Raw genomic sequence first — 16,170 nt, 5'->3', positions numbered from 1 at the left:
TCATATCTGCCGTCACCCGGAAAACATCAGTGAGCGAGACCAGTAATTGAAAAATTCTAAAGGCTTAAAACGGCTGTTTAGCGAAGACGCTGCCAGAGCCTTTAAAGGAATGGCGACTATGGCTGTCGGAAGTGGACTCGGTCGCCTGATAAGTCTTTTGGCTATACCATTCGCAACTCGAATATACACTCCCGAAGGCTTTGGTGTGCTGGCAGTATTTACCTCATTGGTCACTATCCTTGCTCCAATTGTGTCTTTGCGCTACGTGTTAACTCTTCCATTGCCACGCCAAACAGGCACTGCTTTAAACCTCTTACTTCTCTCCTTTGGCCTTATATTAGCTGGCACAGCATTTATTATGCTTGCTTTGGCTATTTTCTCCGAGCCAATGCTAAACTTTTTTTCAATGGCTGCGATTGTTCCCTGGTGGTGGTTAATTGGGATCGGTGTGCTAGTTACGGCAACTTATGAATTAATGACTTTCTGGGCGACACGTAGACGCGCATACGGGATAATCGCTAAAACAAATATTATTCAAAACAGCGCGGGTGCTCTTGCAACCATTGGATTAGGTGTTGTTGGGCTTAATCCACTTGGTCTTCTACTGGGCGCGATCATAGCCAAGGGCGGAGGGCTCTTTTGGCTACTTCGAGATTTCAAGACCGATCTCTTTCGTATTCCTCAGGCAATTACGGCAAACCGATTGGCCACTGCTGCAGGTTTCTACAGGGATTTTCCATTTTATCGCGTGCCTTCCCAGTTTCTTATGGTGTTCTCTCAGCAGGCTCCCTTGCTCTTCGCTGCCGCCGTATATGGTGCCGAATTAACAGGTCAACTAAGTTTGGCGTTGATGGCATTAGCGATACCGGTAACGCTTGTTGGAGAAGCAATGGGAAAAGCACTGTATGCAGAAGCTGCCGCTATTGGCAAAAGCGGTTCTGATCGGATCTATCAAATGACGAAAGACACCCAGAAAAAATTATTTTTGGTGTCTATTCCTTCGGGGCTTGTACTGTTCTTTTTCGGCGAACAGATTTTTTATCTCGTATTTGGCCAAGAGTGGGAAGCTTCTGGAAAGTTTGCCTCTTTGTTGAGCATTTACATCGTATTTCATTTCACCTCTGCACCACTGGTCCAGCTCTTAAATATCATGGCCAATCAGTCAACCTTTCTTAGGATAAATGTGGTGAGAGTCCTCTCTATCTTGGCTCTCTTCAGTTTCGTGTTTTTTACTAAAATTGCAGCCGCGAGATTTATTTTTCTGTACTCAATTTTAATGGCTTTTTTTTATATCTATGTTTCTGTTTTAGTGATGCATATTCTTAAGAAAAAATCCGATCAGGTTCGAGCCGATTGCTTATGAAAGCTAATATAAATTTGCTCAGGTTGTTTTTTGGGTCGCATTCGGCACGTTGTGACGAATTGGTTCGGGTAATGAACAGACTTAGCAAATCAGGATATGAAAAGATCTCGCGATTTTTATCCCGTAGGCTTCAGGCTCGTGGCCTCTATATTTCGCCTCTTGCTAGAATTTCTGAGTCAGTTTCTTTCCCCCACCCAGTTGCGATTGTGATTGGCGATGGATGCGTTGTCGAGGCAAATGTTCGGATATATCAGAATGTGACTCTTGGCGGAGCCAGAATGGGCGATTGGCAGGCCGGAAATTATCCAACTATAGGCGCCGGCACGGTTATTTTTGCCGGCGCAGTTGTTGTTGGAAACATAAGTATTGGTAAAAATTGCATTATCGGTGCCAATTCCGTTGTTTTACGTGATGTTCCCGATAATTCGGTTTGCGTAGGTGCCCCTGCAAGGGTTGTTTCTCAGAATATTGAAGAGAGTTAGGAGAATAATGAGTTTTTTAAAAGTTAGGCCCTCACGGCTACAGGGCGTTGTGGATATTTCAGGTGCGAAAAATTCAGCTTTGAGGCTTTTGGCTGCAAGTCTTCTTACGGAAGAGAAAGTGACGTTAACCAATTATCCAGCGCCCTTGCTAGATGCGCAGATTCACGTTGGGATGGTCGAAGCTCTGGGTAAATCAACGATTTGCGAAAACGACAAGCATATCGAGATAACTGAGGGGAAAAGGCTATCCACTACGTTGAACTGGGAGGGGCGCTCAATCAGGAATACCCTTTTGGTGCTTGGTGCGCTTACTACCCGTCTTGGAGAGGGTAAAGTTCCGCTTCCAGGCGGGTGTAAACTAGGTGAACGTAAGTTCGATCTACATGTAATGTTGCTTGAGAGGCTTGGAGCGACAGTCTGGGAGGAGGGTGAGTACCTCTGCTGTTCGGCACCTTCAGGGGGGCTGGTTGGCTCGGATATCCACCTCCCTTTACGATCCACGGGCGCAACTGAAAACGCAATTATTTGTGGAACGCTTGCAAAAGGAATTACCCGCGTCTGGAATCCGCACATACGGCCGGAAATAATGGATCTTATTTCAATGCTGCGGAAAATGGGAGCGAAGATATCTGTTTTCGGACAAGAGCATATTGAGATCCAAGGGGTTGAGGGACTCCAAGGAACAGAGCATGAGGTGATTGCAGACAATATGGAGGCGATTACCTGGTTGGTTGGCTCAGTTATGACAGGTGGCGATGTGGAGATTTCTGGTTTCCCATACGCGGACTTGGAGGTCGTGCTTGCCCATCTCCGATCTGCCGGCGCTAAAATTTTTCGAAATGAAGACTCTCTCATCGTTCGCGGAGGGACCTGCTACCCGATAGAAATCAGCACTGGTCCTCACCCGGGGATTAATTCAGATGTGCAGCCAATTTTAGCGGCGTGGGGAGCGTGTGCAAAAGGAGAGTCTCGTATCGTGGATTTACGCTTCCCCGGGCGGTATGGATACGCTGAAGAAATGGCTCGAATGGGAGTTAAGCATGAAATCCGGGGGGACATGTTGGTTCTACATGGTAACGGGGGAGATCTGAATGGAGCTCTAGTTCGTGCACTCGATTTAAGAGCTGGAGCTGCTTTAGCTCTCTGTGGTCTTGTAGCAAAAGATGAAACGCTGATTTCAGATGCTTGGCAGATTGGAAGAGGTTACGTCAATTTCGATAGAAAGTTGCGTGAGCTCGGAGCGGCTGCTGAATGGATCGACTAAGTCAAAGCGCAATCGAAGAATTGAAGAGTCTTTGTCCCGAAGGGTTGCAGGAACAGGTTCCGTTATCCCGGATTAGCGCATGGGGGATTGGTGGCTCTGCAGACGTTGTAATACGGCCCTCGTCGGCGTCACAGCTTTCTGAGATACGAAAGTGGATGCTGTTTCGGCAAATACGTCCTGTGGTTATTGGGCTAACCAGCAATTTATTATTTGCTGATGAAGGTTGCCGAGCACCCATCATTCAGATAGCGAACAATATGGCGTCGATGTATGTCAGAGGTACTGAGGTGGTTGCGGAAGCTGGGATTTGGGTTCCAGGTTTTTCACGTACCATGATGCAAAACTGTTTGGCAGGTGCCGAACACATTTGCGGAATTCCTGGAACCCTCGGCGGGTTAATCTGCATGAATGGCGGCAGCCAACGCAAGGGTGTTGGAAGCAATGTGCTCAAGGTTCAGAGCGTCGCTTCAGACGGTAAAGTGATTGAGCGATCTGCAGACGAATGTGAGTTTGCGTACAGGAAATCAGTCTTCCAAAGTAATGGAGAGATCATAACGGCAGCCACTCTTAGGTTCGATAGCAGAAGTGACAATCGTGAAATACGCAGAGAAATGCTATCGATACTTCGGGGGCGGCGCAAAAAATTCCCCCGAAAGTTGCCCAACTGCGGATCTGTTTTCAAGAGCAACCCTGCAATGTATGCAGAGATTGGCCCTCCCGGAGCAGCAATTGAGAAAATTGGATTCAAAGGGTTCAAGCGTGGTGGTGCACAAGTGTCGCCGATGCATGCAAACTTCATTGTGAACACTGGGAATGCGAAAGCGAAGGATGTACTAGAGATTATTGTGGAAATACAATCCGCTGTTGAGCGAAATACTGGATACAAGATGGAGGTAGAAGCCTGTTATGTATCTCATGAAGGAAAAGTAATGCCGGCGGATTGTGTATTTTAGTCCTTTTTCGAAGCCAAAAGCGTGATCATTTCATATTAATGTATCTGTACAAAAGAATTCTCAAAGCACCTGAGTATCTTCAATAATGAGTTCTGAGAGTCAAGCTAGCGTTACTATTATATCTGTTTTTTACAATAGAGAGGGATACGTCGATAGATCAATTAAGAGTATAGTTGATCAAACATATCCGAACGTAAATATACTCCTGGTCGACGATGGGTCCAAAGATAAAACCTATGATGAATTAAAAAAATTTGAATCATCAAAAGTAACGGTCGTTACTCACGAGAATAAAGGATTTACCAAATCTATTGCAGATGCTCTTAAGGGCATAAAAACTGACTATATAGCAGTACACGGAAGTGGGGATATAAGTTACCCACATCGAATAGAGAAGCAGGTTCAAGCTCTTGAAGCTGACCCTGACGCGATAATGTGTGGTGTGGCCAGCCAGAACATTCACCATGAGTCACTTATGCCGATTGACTCACAAACTTTTCCTAGAGCGAAAGTGTATGTTTCGGATTTTTTCAAGGGCACGCCGTTTACCCATGGATCAGTAGTATACCGAGCAAGTGAATACCATCGTTTTGGTGGGTACGACCCACGGCTTACCTATACGCAAGATTGGGATTTATGGCTAAGAATGTTAAAGGCCGGAGGGTATGCCCTATTTCTTGAGGAAATGTTATATGCGCGGATAAACTTTCCTAATGGAGCGAGCAATTCAGCAGAAAAGGCGGTAAATCAGTTTTTACATGGTCGAGCAGTCCATTATCTATTCAATAATGAAGATGTTGACCGCAACGAATTTCTGAAAAACGGTGTAACTACTGAGCTATTTCGAAGTGACCCTTATTTGAGAGCGGAAATGCGGGCGGGGTTATCGAGGAGAGCACTTCGACTGAGAATAAATGGCATGAAAGAAGAGTCGGATCAATTGATAAAATTTATGGCTATGGAAGAAATGCCTGTTACTAAATTTGATAGATCGGTATTTTTGGTGGTCTCTGTATTCGAGTTAATGGGCGCAGATTTGCGGAATCTGTCCGCTTTTCTCAGACGCTTGGTAAATGCCGTGAGGTATTATCGGTAGATTTTTCGATATCATCATTTCTGAATTACTTATGCGTGGGTTGTCGAGCCTAATGAAATAAAAACGGTTTAGATTTCTCGATGGAATACTGGTGTGACGAAGGTGTATTAATTATCTCTTTCCCATAAGCATCGACCCTTACAGGACTGATGCTTTAATTTTTCAAAAACCAGAATTGAAATTAAAGTTAACCGAGATATGAAATACTCTCCGTATTCTTAACTATGAACTATGTTGGTGCTCGTATTAAAAATACTGTTCCTCGACCTTCTTGCATAAGTTACGTACAAGGTGTTGTGAGTGGACGTTTTGCTCTATGCATTATTTTTTTGTTTCTTGGTTGCGGTGCCGTGCTTTCCTTAATGAATCACGTCCCTGTTTATAAGGCCTCCGTCGTAATTGAAATAATCAACGCGCGATCAAACTTGGAGCTTAGTGAAGAAATAAATTATAATGAGAAGCCCTTAATTACGGCGTACTCAGAAAGTATTTCCCAAGATGTGGCTATTCTAGAAATGGTTCTACGGTCAGATGGCTTCGTAGAGTATTTCAAAGAGCAGGTAATCAAAGAAAAGTGCGAACCTAGATTAAATAATCTACTAGGCTCATCGCCAAAATGCATTAGTGAAAATGGCAGAGAAGTTTCGGATGTTAGTGTTTTAGAGACTGAAATGTCCTTAGAAAAGTTTAAGCAATCGGTCGATTTATGGAAAAGGCAAGGAAGCCCGACTGCAGTCTTGAGTTTGAAAAATCAAAGCCCTGCCGAATCGAAGAGATTAGCGAATTTGTTAGCCAGCGAGCTCGACAACTATCTTAGAGGATTAGATTTGGACTTTAGGAAAGGCCGTCTATCAAATTTGCTAAAGCATTCGAATTCTCGGATTACTTCGGCAACATCTAATTTAATGCATGATAAGATTGAGCAAGAAGTAAATAAGATTTTAATTATCGAAGCAAGAGAGCATTATGTATTGAGGATACTAGATCCCGCAACGCTTCCTAAGACCCCGCTGTTTCCTAGGAAGTCAGATGTTTTTCTGTTCGTTCTAGGATGTGCCGCCGTGTTTCTCAGCTTGTATCTCGCCTTTATTAGAGAGTCGCGACGTTAGCTTTGTCATTTTTGTTAGTTTCTGATTAATCTTAAAAAGTCGTTCCCTCCTATATTTTTTAGCAATGCTTGTTGTAGGGCTCACCATGTCGGATTTTTATTACCAAGCATTATCAATCTCCTTTACGATATCCTTGCTTCTTGTTTTTGTTTCCATTGTGAGGTACAGAGCGATTGGCTTGGTGGAATTCTATGTATTATTTGCTTGGTTTTGGGCTTATTTTAGGCCGGTACTGATTGAGTACTGTTCAGGTTCTATAAATTTGGACTTGTATTTTTGGGATGCTGATTACTACGCATATGGCGCATATTTTACTTTCATTGCGCTACCGTTATTTCAACTTGGCGCTTTGCTCTACTATGGGAAAATAGCTCAAGGCGAACTTTCTGTTCATAAAAGACTCGAGAGTAGACTGGAAATCAAGAAATCCTTACAGGATTTGGCTAAGTTTTCAGCTTTTGTGTTCTTTGGTATTTCTATCTTGATTGTTCTCGCCTACGGGGCAAAGATACTTCCATGGAATCGCTCTGGAGCGTTATCAGTAGAGCTGCCTGGTTTTACTGTAGTTTACCAAATCGTTTCAATTTTGGGATTTCTTGGAATTGTGTCGAGCGTTTTTCTGCTCTTCATAGAAGGCAAGATCAAGTATCTTTGGTATCTATTGTTGTTCGTTGCATTTTTTCTTTTGATAGGCCGTCGCGGCAGAATTGTTATGCCGATCATTTTCTCGTGTTTTATCATTACATATTGCCTTTTTAATGATAGAGTTTTCGGTAATATCAGGAAGGTTAAGTTTAGTTATATTTTAATTTTTGCGGTTGTCGTATTTGTTGTTTTCTACGGGAAGAGCTTTGTCTACTCTTATTTTACTGAAGGTTTATCGAGTAGAGGAGGTGATGCTGCCAGTCTTTGTTCGGTGGTAAAGAAAGGGCATCAAGAATATGACTTATTGTGGCCGGCAGTAATAGAGACCGAAGACAGTTTCTCGGTGTTGACATTGCCACTTTCAACGCTAGCGTCCTTTATACCGCATAAGACCCGGTTGCTTGAGTATCAAGAATTCTATAGCTCGACTGATAGATTGATGACTAAATACAATTGGGATGGTTACTTTCATATGAAATTTGGCGTTTCGCCAAATATGGTACAGTTCTACTTTCTTTACTTTGGTACGGCCGGTATTATCATATTTGTTTTTTTGGGTTATCTTTCAAGGTTGCTTGAACGCAAAATCTTGAGAAAATTTCTTATGGGAAAAGTTTTTTTCGCTCTTTTTCTATATCTTGTTGTTGCGTTAATGCAATCGGCCTTTGATTTTTTTGGTAAGTATCTCCTTGTTCAGATGGTCTTTTTGTGGATAACCTATATTTTATTTTGTTTGTTTTTGAAGACAAGAAGTGTTCGTTTAAGATAATTCGATAGAGAATCTTTCATCGGGCTGATCTCTTGACGTTTTTTAATGTCTCCACGATAAATTAAGTCATTTATTTAGCGTTTTTGGTTGGGACTATACAATTTATGTGTTGGTATCGAAAGTTGCGTATTGTTTATGTGATTACTAGGTCTGATGTTATGGGCGGCGCAAGTGTTCATTTGCTTGATCTCGCGCAAGGAATGCAAGAGCTTGGTCACGATGTAACAATTTTGGTAGGTGGGAACGGCTTGGTGGTCCAACGAGCGAAAGCGCGAGGCTTGAGCTGCGTACCTGTTGAACACCTAGTTAGAGAGATAAGAATTTTCGAAGATTTTCGAGGTTATTTGGAGATTCGTTCCAGGTTGGCTGAACTAACACCAGATATTGTTCATTTACATTCAGCAAAGGCCGGAATACTGGGTAGGTTTGCCGCCAAGTCTCTCAATATTCCCTGCGTTTATACGGCCCATGGTTGGCCATTCACGGAAGGTGTATCGGAGGGAAAACGTCGGATTTATAAGCTTATAGAGCGTGTGATGGCGGGTTTATGTTCGAAGATTATAACTGTCTCTAATTATGATCGAGCCATCGCCTTGGACTCTAATGTTGGTTCAGAAGAAAAGTTGGTTACGGTTCATAATGGAGTTCCTGATCTTGATTCGCGATCTCTATCCGAGGATGAGGGCGAAGCAAAGGAATTGGTACGTCTGATTATGGTGGCCAGGTTCGAAGAGCCTAAAGACCAAAAGCTGTTGCTGGAGGCTCTCTCTGAGCTCTCGCATTTGCCTTGGGTGATGGAGTTTGTTGGAGATGGTCCCAAGTTGGAGTCCATGAAAGAACTGACAGTTGAGTTGGGGTTGGGGGATAAAGTTTATTTTCTCGGATCTCAGGGGAATGTCGCCGCAAACTTGAGGAGGGCCGATTTGTTCGTTTTGATTTCACGTTGGGAAGGTCTTCCATTAACTATTCTTGAAGCGATGAGGGCTGGACTGCCCGTTGTTGCCTCCAATGTTGGCGGGGTCAGTGAGGCTGTCATAGATGGTGAGACTGGTCTCCTTGTCCCGAGGGATGGAAAAGGGGACCTCGAAAGGACTCTTTGTAGGCTCGTAACAAATCCTCAGGAGCGCCTGGAAATGGGGCTAGCAGGAAGGTCGCGATATGATTCGGAATTCACCTTCGAAGCAATGAGGCAGAAGACTTTGATGGTGTATCGAGATGTCCTCTCGGTAGAGAGTTCCAATGAGCTACCGCCAGAGGTGGGTATAAGGTGAGGCTATTAATTACCGGAGCAAACGGATTCTTGGGTCGCCATTTGTGTGAGCATTTTCTTGAGTGCTCAGGTATCGAGGTAACCGGGTTGGTTCGGCGTTCGATCGCGGATCAAGCAATGAGGTATATGGTTGTCTCAGGTTTGGATAGGGCGTCCGACCTTTCCAAGGCTGTTTCAGGGCAGGATGTTGTAATTCATGCGGCGGCTAGAGCGCACGTGGCCAAGGAGTCTGTGCCTAATGCACTGGAAGAGTATCGAAAAGTAAATGTTGAAGGTACTTTGAACTTGGGCCGTGTGGCTATTAAAGCGGGGGTGAAGCGGTTCATTTTTATAAGCTCAATTGGTGTGAACGGAAGCCTTAACTCTAAACCATTTACTGAATCTGACGCCCCTGCTCCAACCGATCTCTATGCCAAGTCAAAGCTAGAGGCGGAGGTTGCGCTTTGGGATCTCACTCGAGATTCAAATATGGAGCTAGTGGTTATACGTCCCCCGCTTGTCTATGGCCCTAATGCTCCAGGCAACTTTGGCTCACTGATGCGGTGGATCGAGAATGGCGTTCCGCTTCCCTTGGGCGCGGTCAAGAATAAACGCTCATTGGTCAGTGTGGATAATCTTGTGGACCTTGTGGCTACATGTGTTGAACATCCTGCCGCCGGCAACGAACTGTTCCTGGCGGGTGATGGTGAAGATCTGTCAACCACTGAGCTTCTGCAGCAAGTGGCTAAAGGCATGGGTAAGTCTGCATACTTGGTGCCGGTTCCTGCCAGCATACTGATCTTGGTGGCTACGGCATTAGGGAGAAAGACTATGGCTCAACGGCTGCTAGGGTCTTTGCAGGTTGATATATCTAAAGCCCGAAACGTTCTTGGCTGGCAACCGCCGCTGAGTTTGGAAGAAGGGTTTAAGCGTTGCGTATCCGGTCAATGAGGATTACTTGTGATTCGTCTGTTCGATTTTATGTTTGCCCTTTTGGGCTTGATACTCGGTTTTCCAGTGTTGCTGGTGTTGGTTCTGATTGGCCTGTTCGACACAGGCTCTCCTGTTTTTTGCCAGGAGCGGGTAGGGCGCTACAAAAGACCGTTCACACTGATTAAATTCCGCACGATGAAGAAAGACACTGCTTCCGTTGCAAGCCACTTGGCGAACGCGAGCGCCATCACGCCCTTTGGTCGTTTTCTGCGCAGAACCAAACTGGATGAGCTCCCGCAGCTTTGGAATGTTCTGAAAGGCGAAATGAGCTTGGTCGGCCCTAGGCCTTGTTTGTTTAATCAGGAAGAATTGATAACCGAACGTGAAATTCTTGGTGTTTTGAGGGCCCGGCCGGGGATCACCGGCTTGGCTCAGATAAATGACATAGATATGTCCACTCCCCGCCTTCTCGCGGAAACTGATCATAAAATGCTTGAAAATCTTAGTCTTGTAGCTTATTTCAAGTACATATTTTTGACCGTTGCCGGCAAAGGCGCTGGTGATCGGGTTCCCGGAAAGCACTGAATCTGACTCGCCCAGTTCTCGGCTGGCTCGCACCTTTGGAGTTTTAAATGAAAATTGCCATCGCCGGCACAGGATACGTCGGTCTATCCAACGCAATGCTGCTTGCCCAACATAATGAAGTGGTTGCTCTGGATATCGACAAGGAGAAAGTAGCGCTGCTCAACAGCGGGAAAAGCCCTATTGTTGATCCAGATATTGCTGACTTCCTGGTAAACCGTAACCTGAAATTTATGGCAACCCTGGATAAACGTTCGGCCTATGTCGGGGCTGACTATGTCGTAATTGCCACGCCAACGGACTACGACCCGGAGACGAACTACTTCAACACCAGAACGGTGGAATCTGTTATCCAAGATGTACTAAGCATTAACCCTACCGCCGTGATGGTAATCAAATCTACGGTCCCGGTGGGGTATACAAAGGAGGTTTGCGCACGGTTCAACACAGAGAATATTATTTTCTCACCGGAATTTTTGCGTGAAGGGAAAGCCCTGCACGACAATCTGTATCCATCTCGTATTATTGTAGGTGAGCGCTCTGAGCGGGCGGAGGTTTTTGCTGGGCTGCTGAGGCAGGGGGCCATTAAGCAGAATGCGCCGACTCTCTTCACGGATAGCACGGAAGCCGAGGCGATCAAATTGTTCTCAAATACTTACCTTGCCATGCGAGTGGCTTATTTCAACGAGCTGGATACCTACGCGGCAACCCACGGGCTGGATACTCGTCAGATTATCGATGGTGTGGGGTTGGATCCGCGCATAGGCAACCATTACAACAACCCATCCTTCGGTTATGGTGGTTACTGTCTCCCTAAAGATACCAAACAGTTGTTGGCCAATTACGAGGATGTGCCCAATAATCTAATAAGGGCGATTGTGGATGCCAACCGAACACGAAAGGATTATATCGCCGATGATATTCTCCGGAAGAATCCAAAAGTCGTCGGAGTTTATCGACTGGTGATGAAATCGGGGTCTGATAATTTCCGGGCCTCTGCCATTCAGGGCATCATGAAGCGTATCAAGGCAAAAGGCATTGAAGTCGTTATCTACGAACCTGAGCTGGACGAGGAGGAGTTTTTCCACTCGAGAGTGGTCCGTGATCTCGCTGAATTCAAGTCCATCTCTGACGTTGTACTGGCAAACCGGCGTAGTGAGAATCTGCTGGACATTGAAGACAAAGTCTACACTCGTGACTTGTTCGGCAGCGACTGATGTGTGGTGATGAAGCACGGTTTTCACGCTTGGAAGAATGGTCTGAGGAAGGGATGCTATGTTTGAACGATTTTTAAATCTTTCCCGGTTCCACAAACGGTTAGTTTCCGTTTTTGTGGATGTTTTAGCACTTTTTTTTGCGCTTTGGGCTGCTTTCTCGCTCCGCCTTGACCAGCAGGTTTGGATTCCCAATCAGGGGCAACTAGTTGTCTGTGGGCTAACCGTTGTCTGCACTATTGGTGTTTTTATAAAACTGGGGCTTTATCGGGCTGTTGTCCGCTATCTGAGTGACCGTGCGTTTTTGACGGTTATCTCTGGTGTCGTTATCTCCGCAATTACTCTAATTCTTTTGGGATATTGGCTTGAGATACAGGTGCCGCGGTCCGTACCGATCATCTATGGTGCCTTAGCGTTTATTTTCGTAAGTGGCACCCGCATGACCGTTCGGATGCTCGTACATCGGCCGAAGAATCGGAACAAGCAGTTTGTCGCGATTGTAGGTGCAGGTGAAACCGGCCTGCAGCTTGCGAATGCTCTTGAACAGGGCACGGAGTACCACCCCTGTGCTTTTATTACTCTCCGTAAGGGCAATCATCGGGCACTGGTGAACGGAATTCCTGTTTATGACATCAGTCACATCGAGCGTGCTGTCAAGGAACACCGCATCAAACGGCTACTTTTGGCGCTAGATGCAAATTCTGGGATTGATCGCAAGCGCTTGCTTAAGAAGCTCGAGCCGTTGGCCATTCCGGTTCAGACTGTTCCCACAATGTCCGAGCTTGTAGCAGGCCAGGCGCGAATTAATGATGTTCGGGATTTGGAGATTGAGGATTTGCTGGGGCGAGACCCTGTTCAGCCAGATAATGCTCAAGTGGCTAGGAGCTTGTATAACGGAGCAGTGATGGTGACAGGAGCTGGGGGATCGATTGGGTCGGAGCTTTGTCGCCAGATCATCCAGCATCGCCCGTCCAAGCTGGTTCTGTTTGAGCAGTCGGAATATTCCCTTTATGCAATTGAACGTGAGCTTCAAGCTATTAACCGAATTGAGGGCCTTTCAGTAGAGATTCACGCATTGCTTGGTAGCGTTACTCATCGACGCCGATGCGAAATTGCTATGAGAAGCTTTGGTATTGAGACGGTTTATCATGCCGCTGCCTACAAGCACGTGCCTCTTGTGGAGCACAACGTTATCGAGGGTGTTCAGAATAACGTTTTTGGTACTTTTCATGTTGCAGAGGCCGCTATCGCCGCTGGGGTTAAACGCTTTGTTTTGATTTCGACAGATAAGGCGGTGCGCCCTACCAATGTAATGGGGGCCAGTAAGCGAATGGCCGAGCTCGTGCTTCAGGGGTTGGCCCAACGGCAGTCGGACACGATCTTCTCCATGGTTCGGTTCGGTAATGTGCTGGGGTCTTCCGGGTCTGTGGTACCGCTGTTTCGAGATCAGATTCGCGATGGCGGACCGGTAACAGTAACCCATCCGGACATCATTCGTTATTTCATGACCATCCCTGAGGCGAGCCAGTTGGTTTTGCAGGCTGGCAGTATGGGCCAGGGTGGAGAGGTGTTTGTACTCGATATGGGCGAGCCCGTGAAGATTGCGGATCTGGCTCGCAAAATGATTCATCTTATGGGGCTCCTGGAAAAGACGGATGACCGACCGGATGGAGATATTGAGATTGTGTTCTCCGGACTGCGGCCTGGAGAGAAGTTGTATGAGGAGTTGTTGATTGGCGATAATCCTCAAGGCACTGCCCATCCCCGAATCATGATGGCCCGAGAAGCTTCTATGCCGTGGGAAGAAGTGGAACAGACGCTCAACGGATTGATTCGAGCCAGTCATGAGTTCGATTGCCAGGGCATTGTCGACATCCTGAAAAGTGCGCCGACTGGTTTTTCGCCAAATGGAAGCGTTGCGGATCTTGTGTGGTGCAATGGCGCCAAAGATGTCATACCCTTTCAAGTAGAAAAGGTGAGACAGCTTCATCAGTGAGTTCGTTAGCTAATTGAACAGGGACTGGCAGTCGTCGCTGGCAGATGTTCGCTTTTGGAACGTATTTCTTGATTATGGACAAGATCAAAACGCTTTGTGTTTTTGGCACCCGCCCTGAAGCCATCAAAATGGCTCCGCTTGTACTTAGATTAGCTTCTGACGCCCGCTTTGATGCGGGCGTTTGTGTAACTGGCCAACACCGGGAGATGCTGGACCAGGTGCTGGAACTCTTTGGCATTCGTCCGGATTTTGATTTGAATATCATGAAGCCCGGGCAGGACCTTACCGATGTGCTGACGGGTATTCTGGTAGGTATGCGAGACGTTCTCTCCAGGGCGCGTCCGGACATTGTGCTGGTTCACGGTGACACGGCCACTACTTTCGCGGCTTCCCTTGCTGCCTATTATCAACAGATTCCGGTAGCACATGTGGAGGCGGGATTGCGCACGGGCAACCTCTATTCGCCATGGCCGGAGGAGGCGAACCGTAAGCTGACAGGCGTACTCACACGCCTTCATTTCGCGCCCACGCCTAAATCGGCTGAAAACCTCGCACGGGAAGGTGTTCCACCATCCCATATAGAGGTTACCGGAAACACGGTCATCGATGCGCTCCTGACAGTGGTTGCGCGCGTGGATGCTGATCACCAGTTGCGTTCGGGGTTTGAAGAGCGCTTCGATTTTCTGGACAGCAATAAGAAGCTGATTCTGGTTACTGGCCATCGACGAGAAAGCTTCGGCGGAGGGTTCGAGCGAATTTGCCAGGCACTTGCGAAAGTGGCGAAACGGTACCCGGACTGCCAGATCCTGTATCCGGTTCATTTGAATCCCAATGTTCAGGAGCCTGTGCGGCGGTTGCTTGGGGGCATTGATAACATTCGGCTGATAGAGCCCCTGGACTATTTACCGTTTGTTTATTTAATGAATAGGTCTCACATAATTCTGACCGATTCAGGCGGTATACAGGAAGAGGCGCCCTCTCTTGGCAAGCCGGTTCTGGTGATGCGTGAAACCACAGAGCGCCCTGAGGCGGTAGATGCCGGCACGGTTCGCCTGGTGGGGACTGATGTCGATTTGATCGTGAGTGAGGTTGAGCGCCTGCTAACTGACGAGGCGGCTTACAAGGAAATGGCGTTTGCCCATAACCCGTACGGGGATGGCAAGGCCTGTGATCGCATTGTTGAAGTCCTGTCACACAGGGAATGGTAGAGAGGTTAAGGATATGGCTGTTGGTACGATTTGCGTTGTAGGGCTTGGGTATATAGGCCTGCCTACGGCGGCCGTGTTTGCGTCCCGAAAGTTCAAGGTTTTTGGTCTGGATGTGAACAAGGAGGTGGTGGACTCAATAAACCGGGGCGAGGTTCACATTGTTGAGCCCGACCTTGACATGGTCGTCAATGCGGCAGTAATGCAGGGATACCTGCGAGCTACTTCTAAGGCGGAGCCGGCGGATGCGTTCCTGATTGCAGTGCCGACGCCCTTCAAGGGCGATCGTCACGACCCGGATCTCACCTATGTCGAAGCCGCGAGCAGAAAGATTGCGCCAGCTCTCAAGAAAGGAGATTTGGTCATTCTTGAGTCGACCTCTCCTGTTGGAACCACTGAACAGGTTGCCGCCTGGCTTGCAGAGGAAAGGCCAGACCTGACGTTCCCCCAGCAAGTCGGCGAGAGCTCCGACATTCGCGTGGCCCATTGCCCTGAGCGCGTCTTGCCTGGCCAGATTTTGCGTGAGCTGGTGCAGAATGACCGGGTGATTGGTGGCATGACAACCCGGTGTGCCGCAGCAGCTGCCGATCTTTATAAAGTGTTTCTTAAAGGCGAGTGCGTGCTCACCACTGCGCGCACCGCTGAGTTGTGCAAGCTCACTGAAAACAGCTTCCGCGATGTCAATATTGCTTTCGCAAATGAGCTATCCGTCATTTGTGGTGCTTTGGACATTAACGTGTGGGAACTGATTCGGCTGGCGAATCGACATCCCCGGGTCAATATTCTGCAGCCCGGTCCGGGTGTTGGCGGGCACTGCATTGCCGTGGATCCATGGTTTATCGTCAGTAGCGCGCCTGAAGAGAGCCGCCTGATTACGACAGCCCGTCACGTCAATGATGACAAGCCGCGATGGGTGATCGACCAGGTCAAAGCTTCGGTTGCTGATTATCTGCGTGACAATCCGGACAAGAGCATCCGTGATGTAACCGTGGCTTGTTACGGCCTGGCTTTTAAAGCTGATATTGATGATCTGCGTGAAAGCCCTGCCTTGAACATTGCCCGGGCCTTGCTCGCTGAGCATGGCGGCCCTGTTCAATTGGTGGAGCCAAATATTCGGAGGCTTCCTGATTGGCTGGCCAGGGAAAAGCTGGTCACTGTCGATCACGCCCTGAAAGAGGCGGACATACACGTTCTGTTGGTTGATCACGCAGAGTTCAAACGGGTGAGGCCGCAACGAGGTGCTATTGTCGATACCAGGGGCACTTGGTAGGTACTAACTTTGCTGTATTGAAAATTGGATGGGGGTGGAT

The 16,170-nt window shown here is 47.2% G+C and carries 14 protein-coding genes and 1 pseudogene; all 15 read left to right on the top strand.

Annotation, left to right across the window (positions count from 1 at the left end; translation table 11 throughout):
- Positions 1-46 precede the first annotated feature (46 nt).
- The 15 genes and pseudogenes from GJU83_RS03130 (at position 47) to wecC (ending at position 16,130) form a co-directional block, all read left to right on the top strand.
- On the top strand, positions 47-1,363 hold the full coding sequence (locus tag GJU83_RS03130) for a lipopolysaccharide biosynthesis protein (protein WP_153633674.1): 1,317 nt from the start codon (positions 47-49) through the stop codon (positions 1,361-1,363).
- A pseudogene (locus GJU83_RS19190) lies at positions 1,360-1,614 on the top strand (hypothetical protein); the annotation flags it as partial. The gene GJU83_RS03130 and the pseudogene GJU83_RS19190, both read left to right, overlap by 4 nt.
- A gap of 27 nt (positions 1,615-1,641) precedes the next feature.
- A complete protein-coding gene (locus GJU83_RS19045; protein WP_267313034.1) occupies positions 1,642-1,845 on the top strand; it encodes a hypothetical protein in 204 nt (67 codons plus the stop codon).
- Between the two features lie 7 nt (positions 1,846-1,852).
- Positions 1,853-3,109, top strand: a complete 1,257-nt coding sequence (locus tag GJU83_RS03120; protein WP_153633672.1) for a UDP-N-acetylglucosamine 1-carboxyvinyltransferase — start codon at positions 1,853-1,855, stop codon at positions 3,107-3,109.
- A complete protein-coding gene (gene murB / locus GJU83_RS03115) occupies positions 3,097-4,062 on the top strand; it encodes a UDP-N-acetylmuramate dehydrogenase (protein WP_153633671.1) in 966 nt (321 codons plus the stop codon). Before GJU83_RS03120 ends, murB begins: the two co-directional genes overlap by 13 nt.
- A gap of 85 nt (positions 4,063-4,147) precedes the next feature.
- Positions 4,148-5,158: a glycosyltransferase gene (locus GJU83_RS03110; RefSeq protein WP_153633670.1), complete on the top strand. Its 1,011-nt coding sequence runs from the start codon at positions 4,148-4,150 to the stop codon at positions 5,156-5,158.
- Positions 5,159-5,382: 224 nt separating this feature from the next.
- Complete coding sequence (locus GJU83_RS03105) at positions 5,383-6,267, top strand: hypothetical protein (RefSeq protein ID WP_153633669.1); 885 nt, start codon at positions 5,383-5,385, stop codon at positions 6,265-6,267.
- Positions 6,268-6,352: 85 nt separating this feature from the next.
- Complete coding sequence (locus tag GJU83_RS03100; protein ID WP_153633668.1) at positions 6,353-7,681, top strand: hypothetical protein; 1,329 nt, start codon at positions 6,353-6,355, stop codon at positions 7,679-7,681.
- A gap of 104 nt (positions 7,682-7,785) precedes the next feature.
- A complete protein-coding gene (locus GJU83_RS03095; RefSeq protein ID WP_228715148.1) occupies positions 7,786-8,952 on the top strand; it encodes a glycosyltransferase family 4 protein in 1,167 nt (388 codons plus the stop codon).
- Entirely contained in the window at positions 8,949-9,881 is a 933-nt protein-coding gene (locus tag GJU83_RS03090; RefSeq protein ID WP_153633666.1) for a UDP-glucose 4-epimerase family protein, read from the top strand. Before GJU83_RS03095 ends, GJU83_RS03090 begins: the two co-directional genes overlap by 4 nt.
- A 9-nt stretch (positions 9,882-9,890) precedes the next feature.
- Complete coding sequence (locus GJU83_RS03085) at positions 9,891-10,448, top strand: sugar transferase (RefSeq protein ID WP_153633665.1); 558 nt, start codon at positions 9,891-9,893, stop codon at positions 10,446-10,448.
- A gap of 47 nt (positions 10,449-10,495) precedes the next feature.
- The gene (locus GJU83_RS03080; protein ID WP_153633664.1) at positions 10,496-11,662 is read left to right on the top strand and encodes a nucleotide sugar dehydrogenase; all 1,167 of its coding nucleotides are present in this window, start codon (positions 10,496-10,498) and stop codon (positions 11,660-11,662) included.
- A gap of 58 nt (positions 11,663-11,720) precedes the next feature.
- Positions 11,721-13,655, top strand: coding sequence for a polysaccharide biosynthesis protein (locus tag GJU83_RS03075; protein WP_153633663.1), 1,935 nt, complete (start codon positions 11,721-11,723; stop codon positions 13,653-13,655).
- Positions 13,656-13,729: 74 nt separating this feature from the next.
- Positions 13,730-14,863, top strand: a complete 1,134-nt coding sequence (wecB, locus tag GJU83_RS03070; protein WP_153633662.1) for a non-hydrolyzing UDP-N-acetylglucosamine 2-epimerase — start codon at positions 13,730-13,732, stop codon at positions 14,861-14,863.
- Between the two features lie 13 nt (positions 14,864-14,876).
- On the top strand, positions 14,877-16,130 hold the full coding sequence (wecC, locus tag GJU83_RS03065; protein ID WP_153633661.1) for a UDP-N-acetyl-D-mannosamine dehydrogenase: 1,254 nt from the start codon (positions 14,877-14,879) through the stop codon (positions 16,128-16,130).
- Positions 16,131-16,170: the final 40 nt, after the last annotated feature.

Source organism: Marinobacter salsuginis, assembly GCF_009617755.1.
In the GTDB taxonomy this organism is placed as follows: domain Bacteria; phylum Pseudomonadota; class Gammaproteobacteria; order Pseudomonadales; family Oleiphilaceae; genus Marinobacter; species Marinobacter salsuginis.
This window is presented reverse-complemented; position numbering and strand designations above follow the sequence as displayed.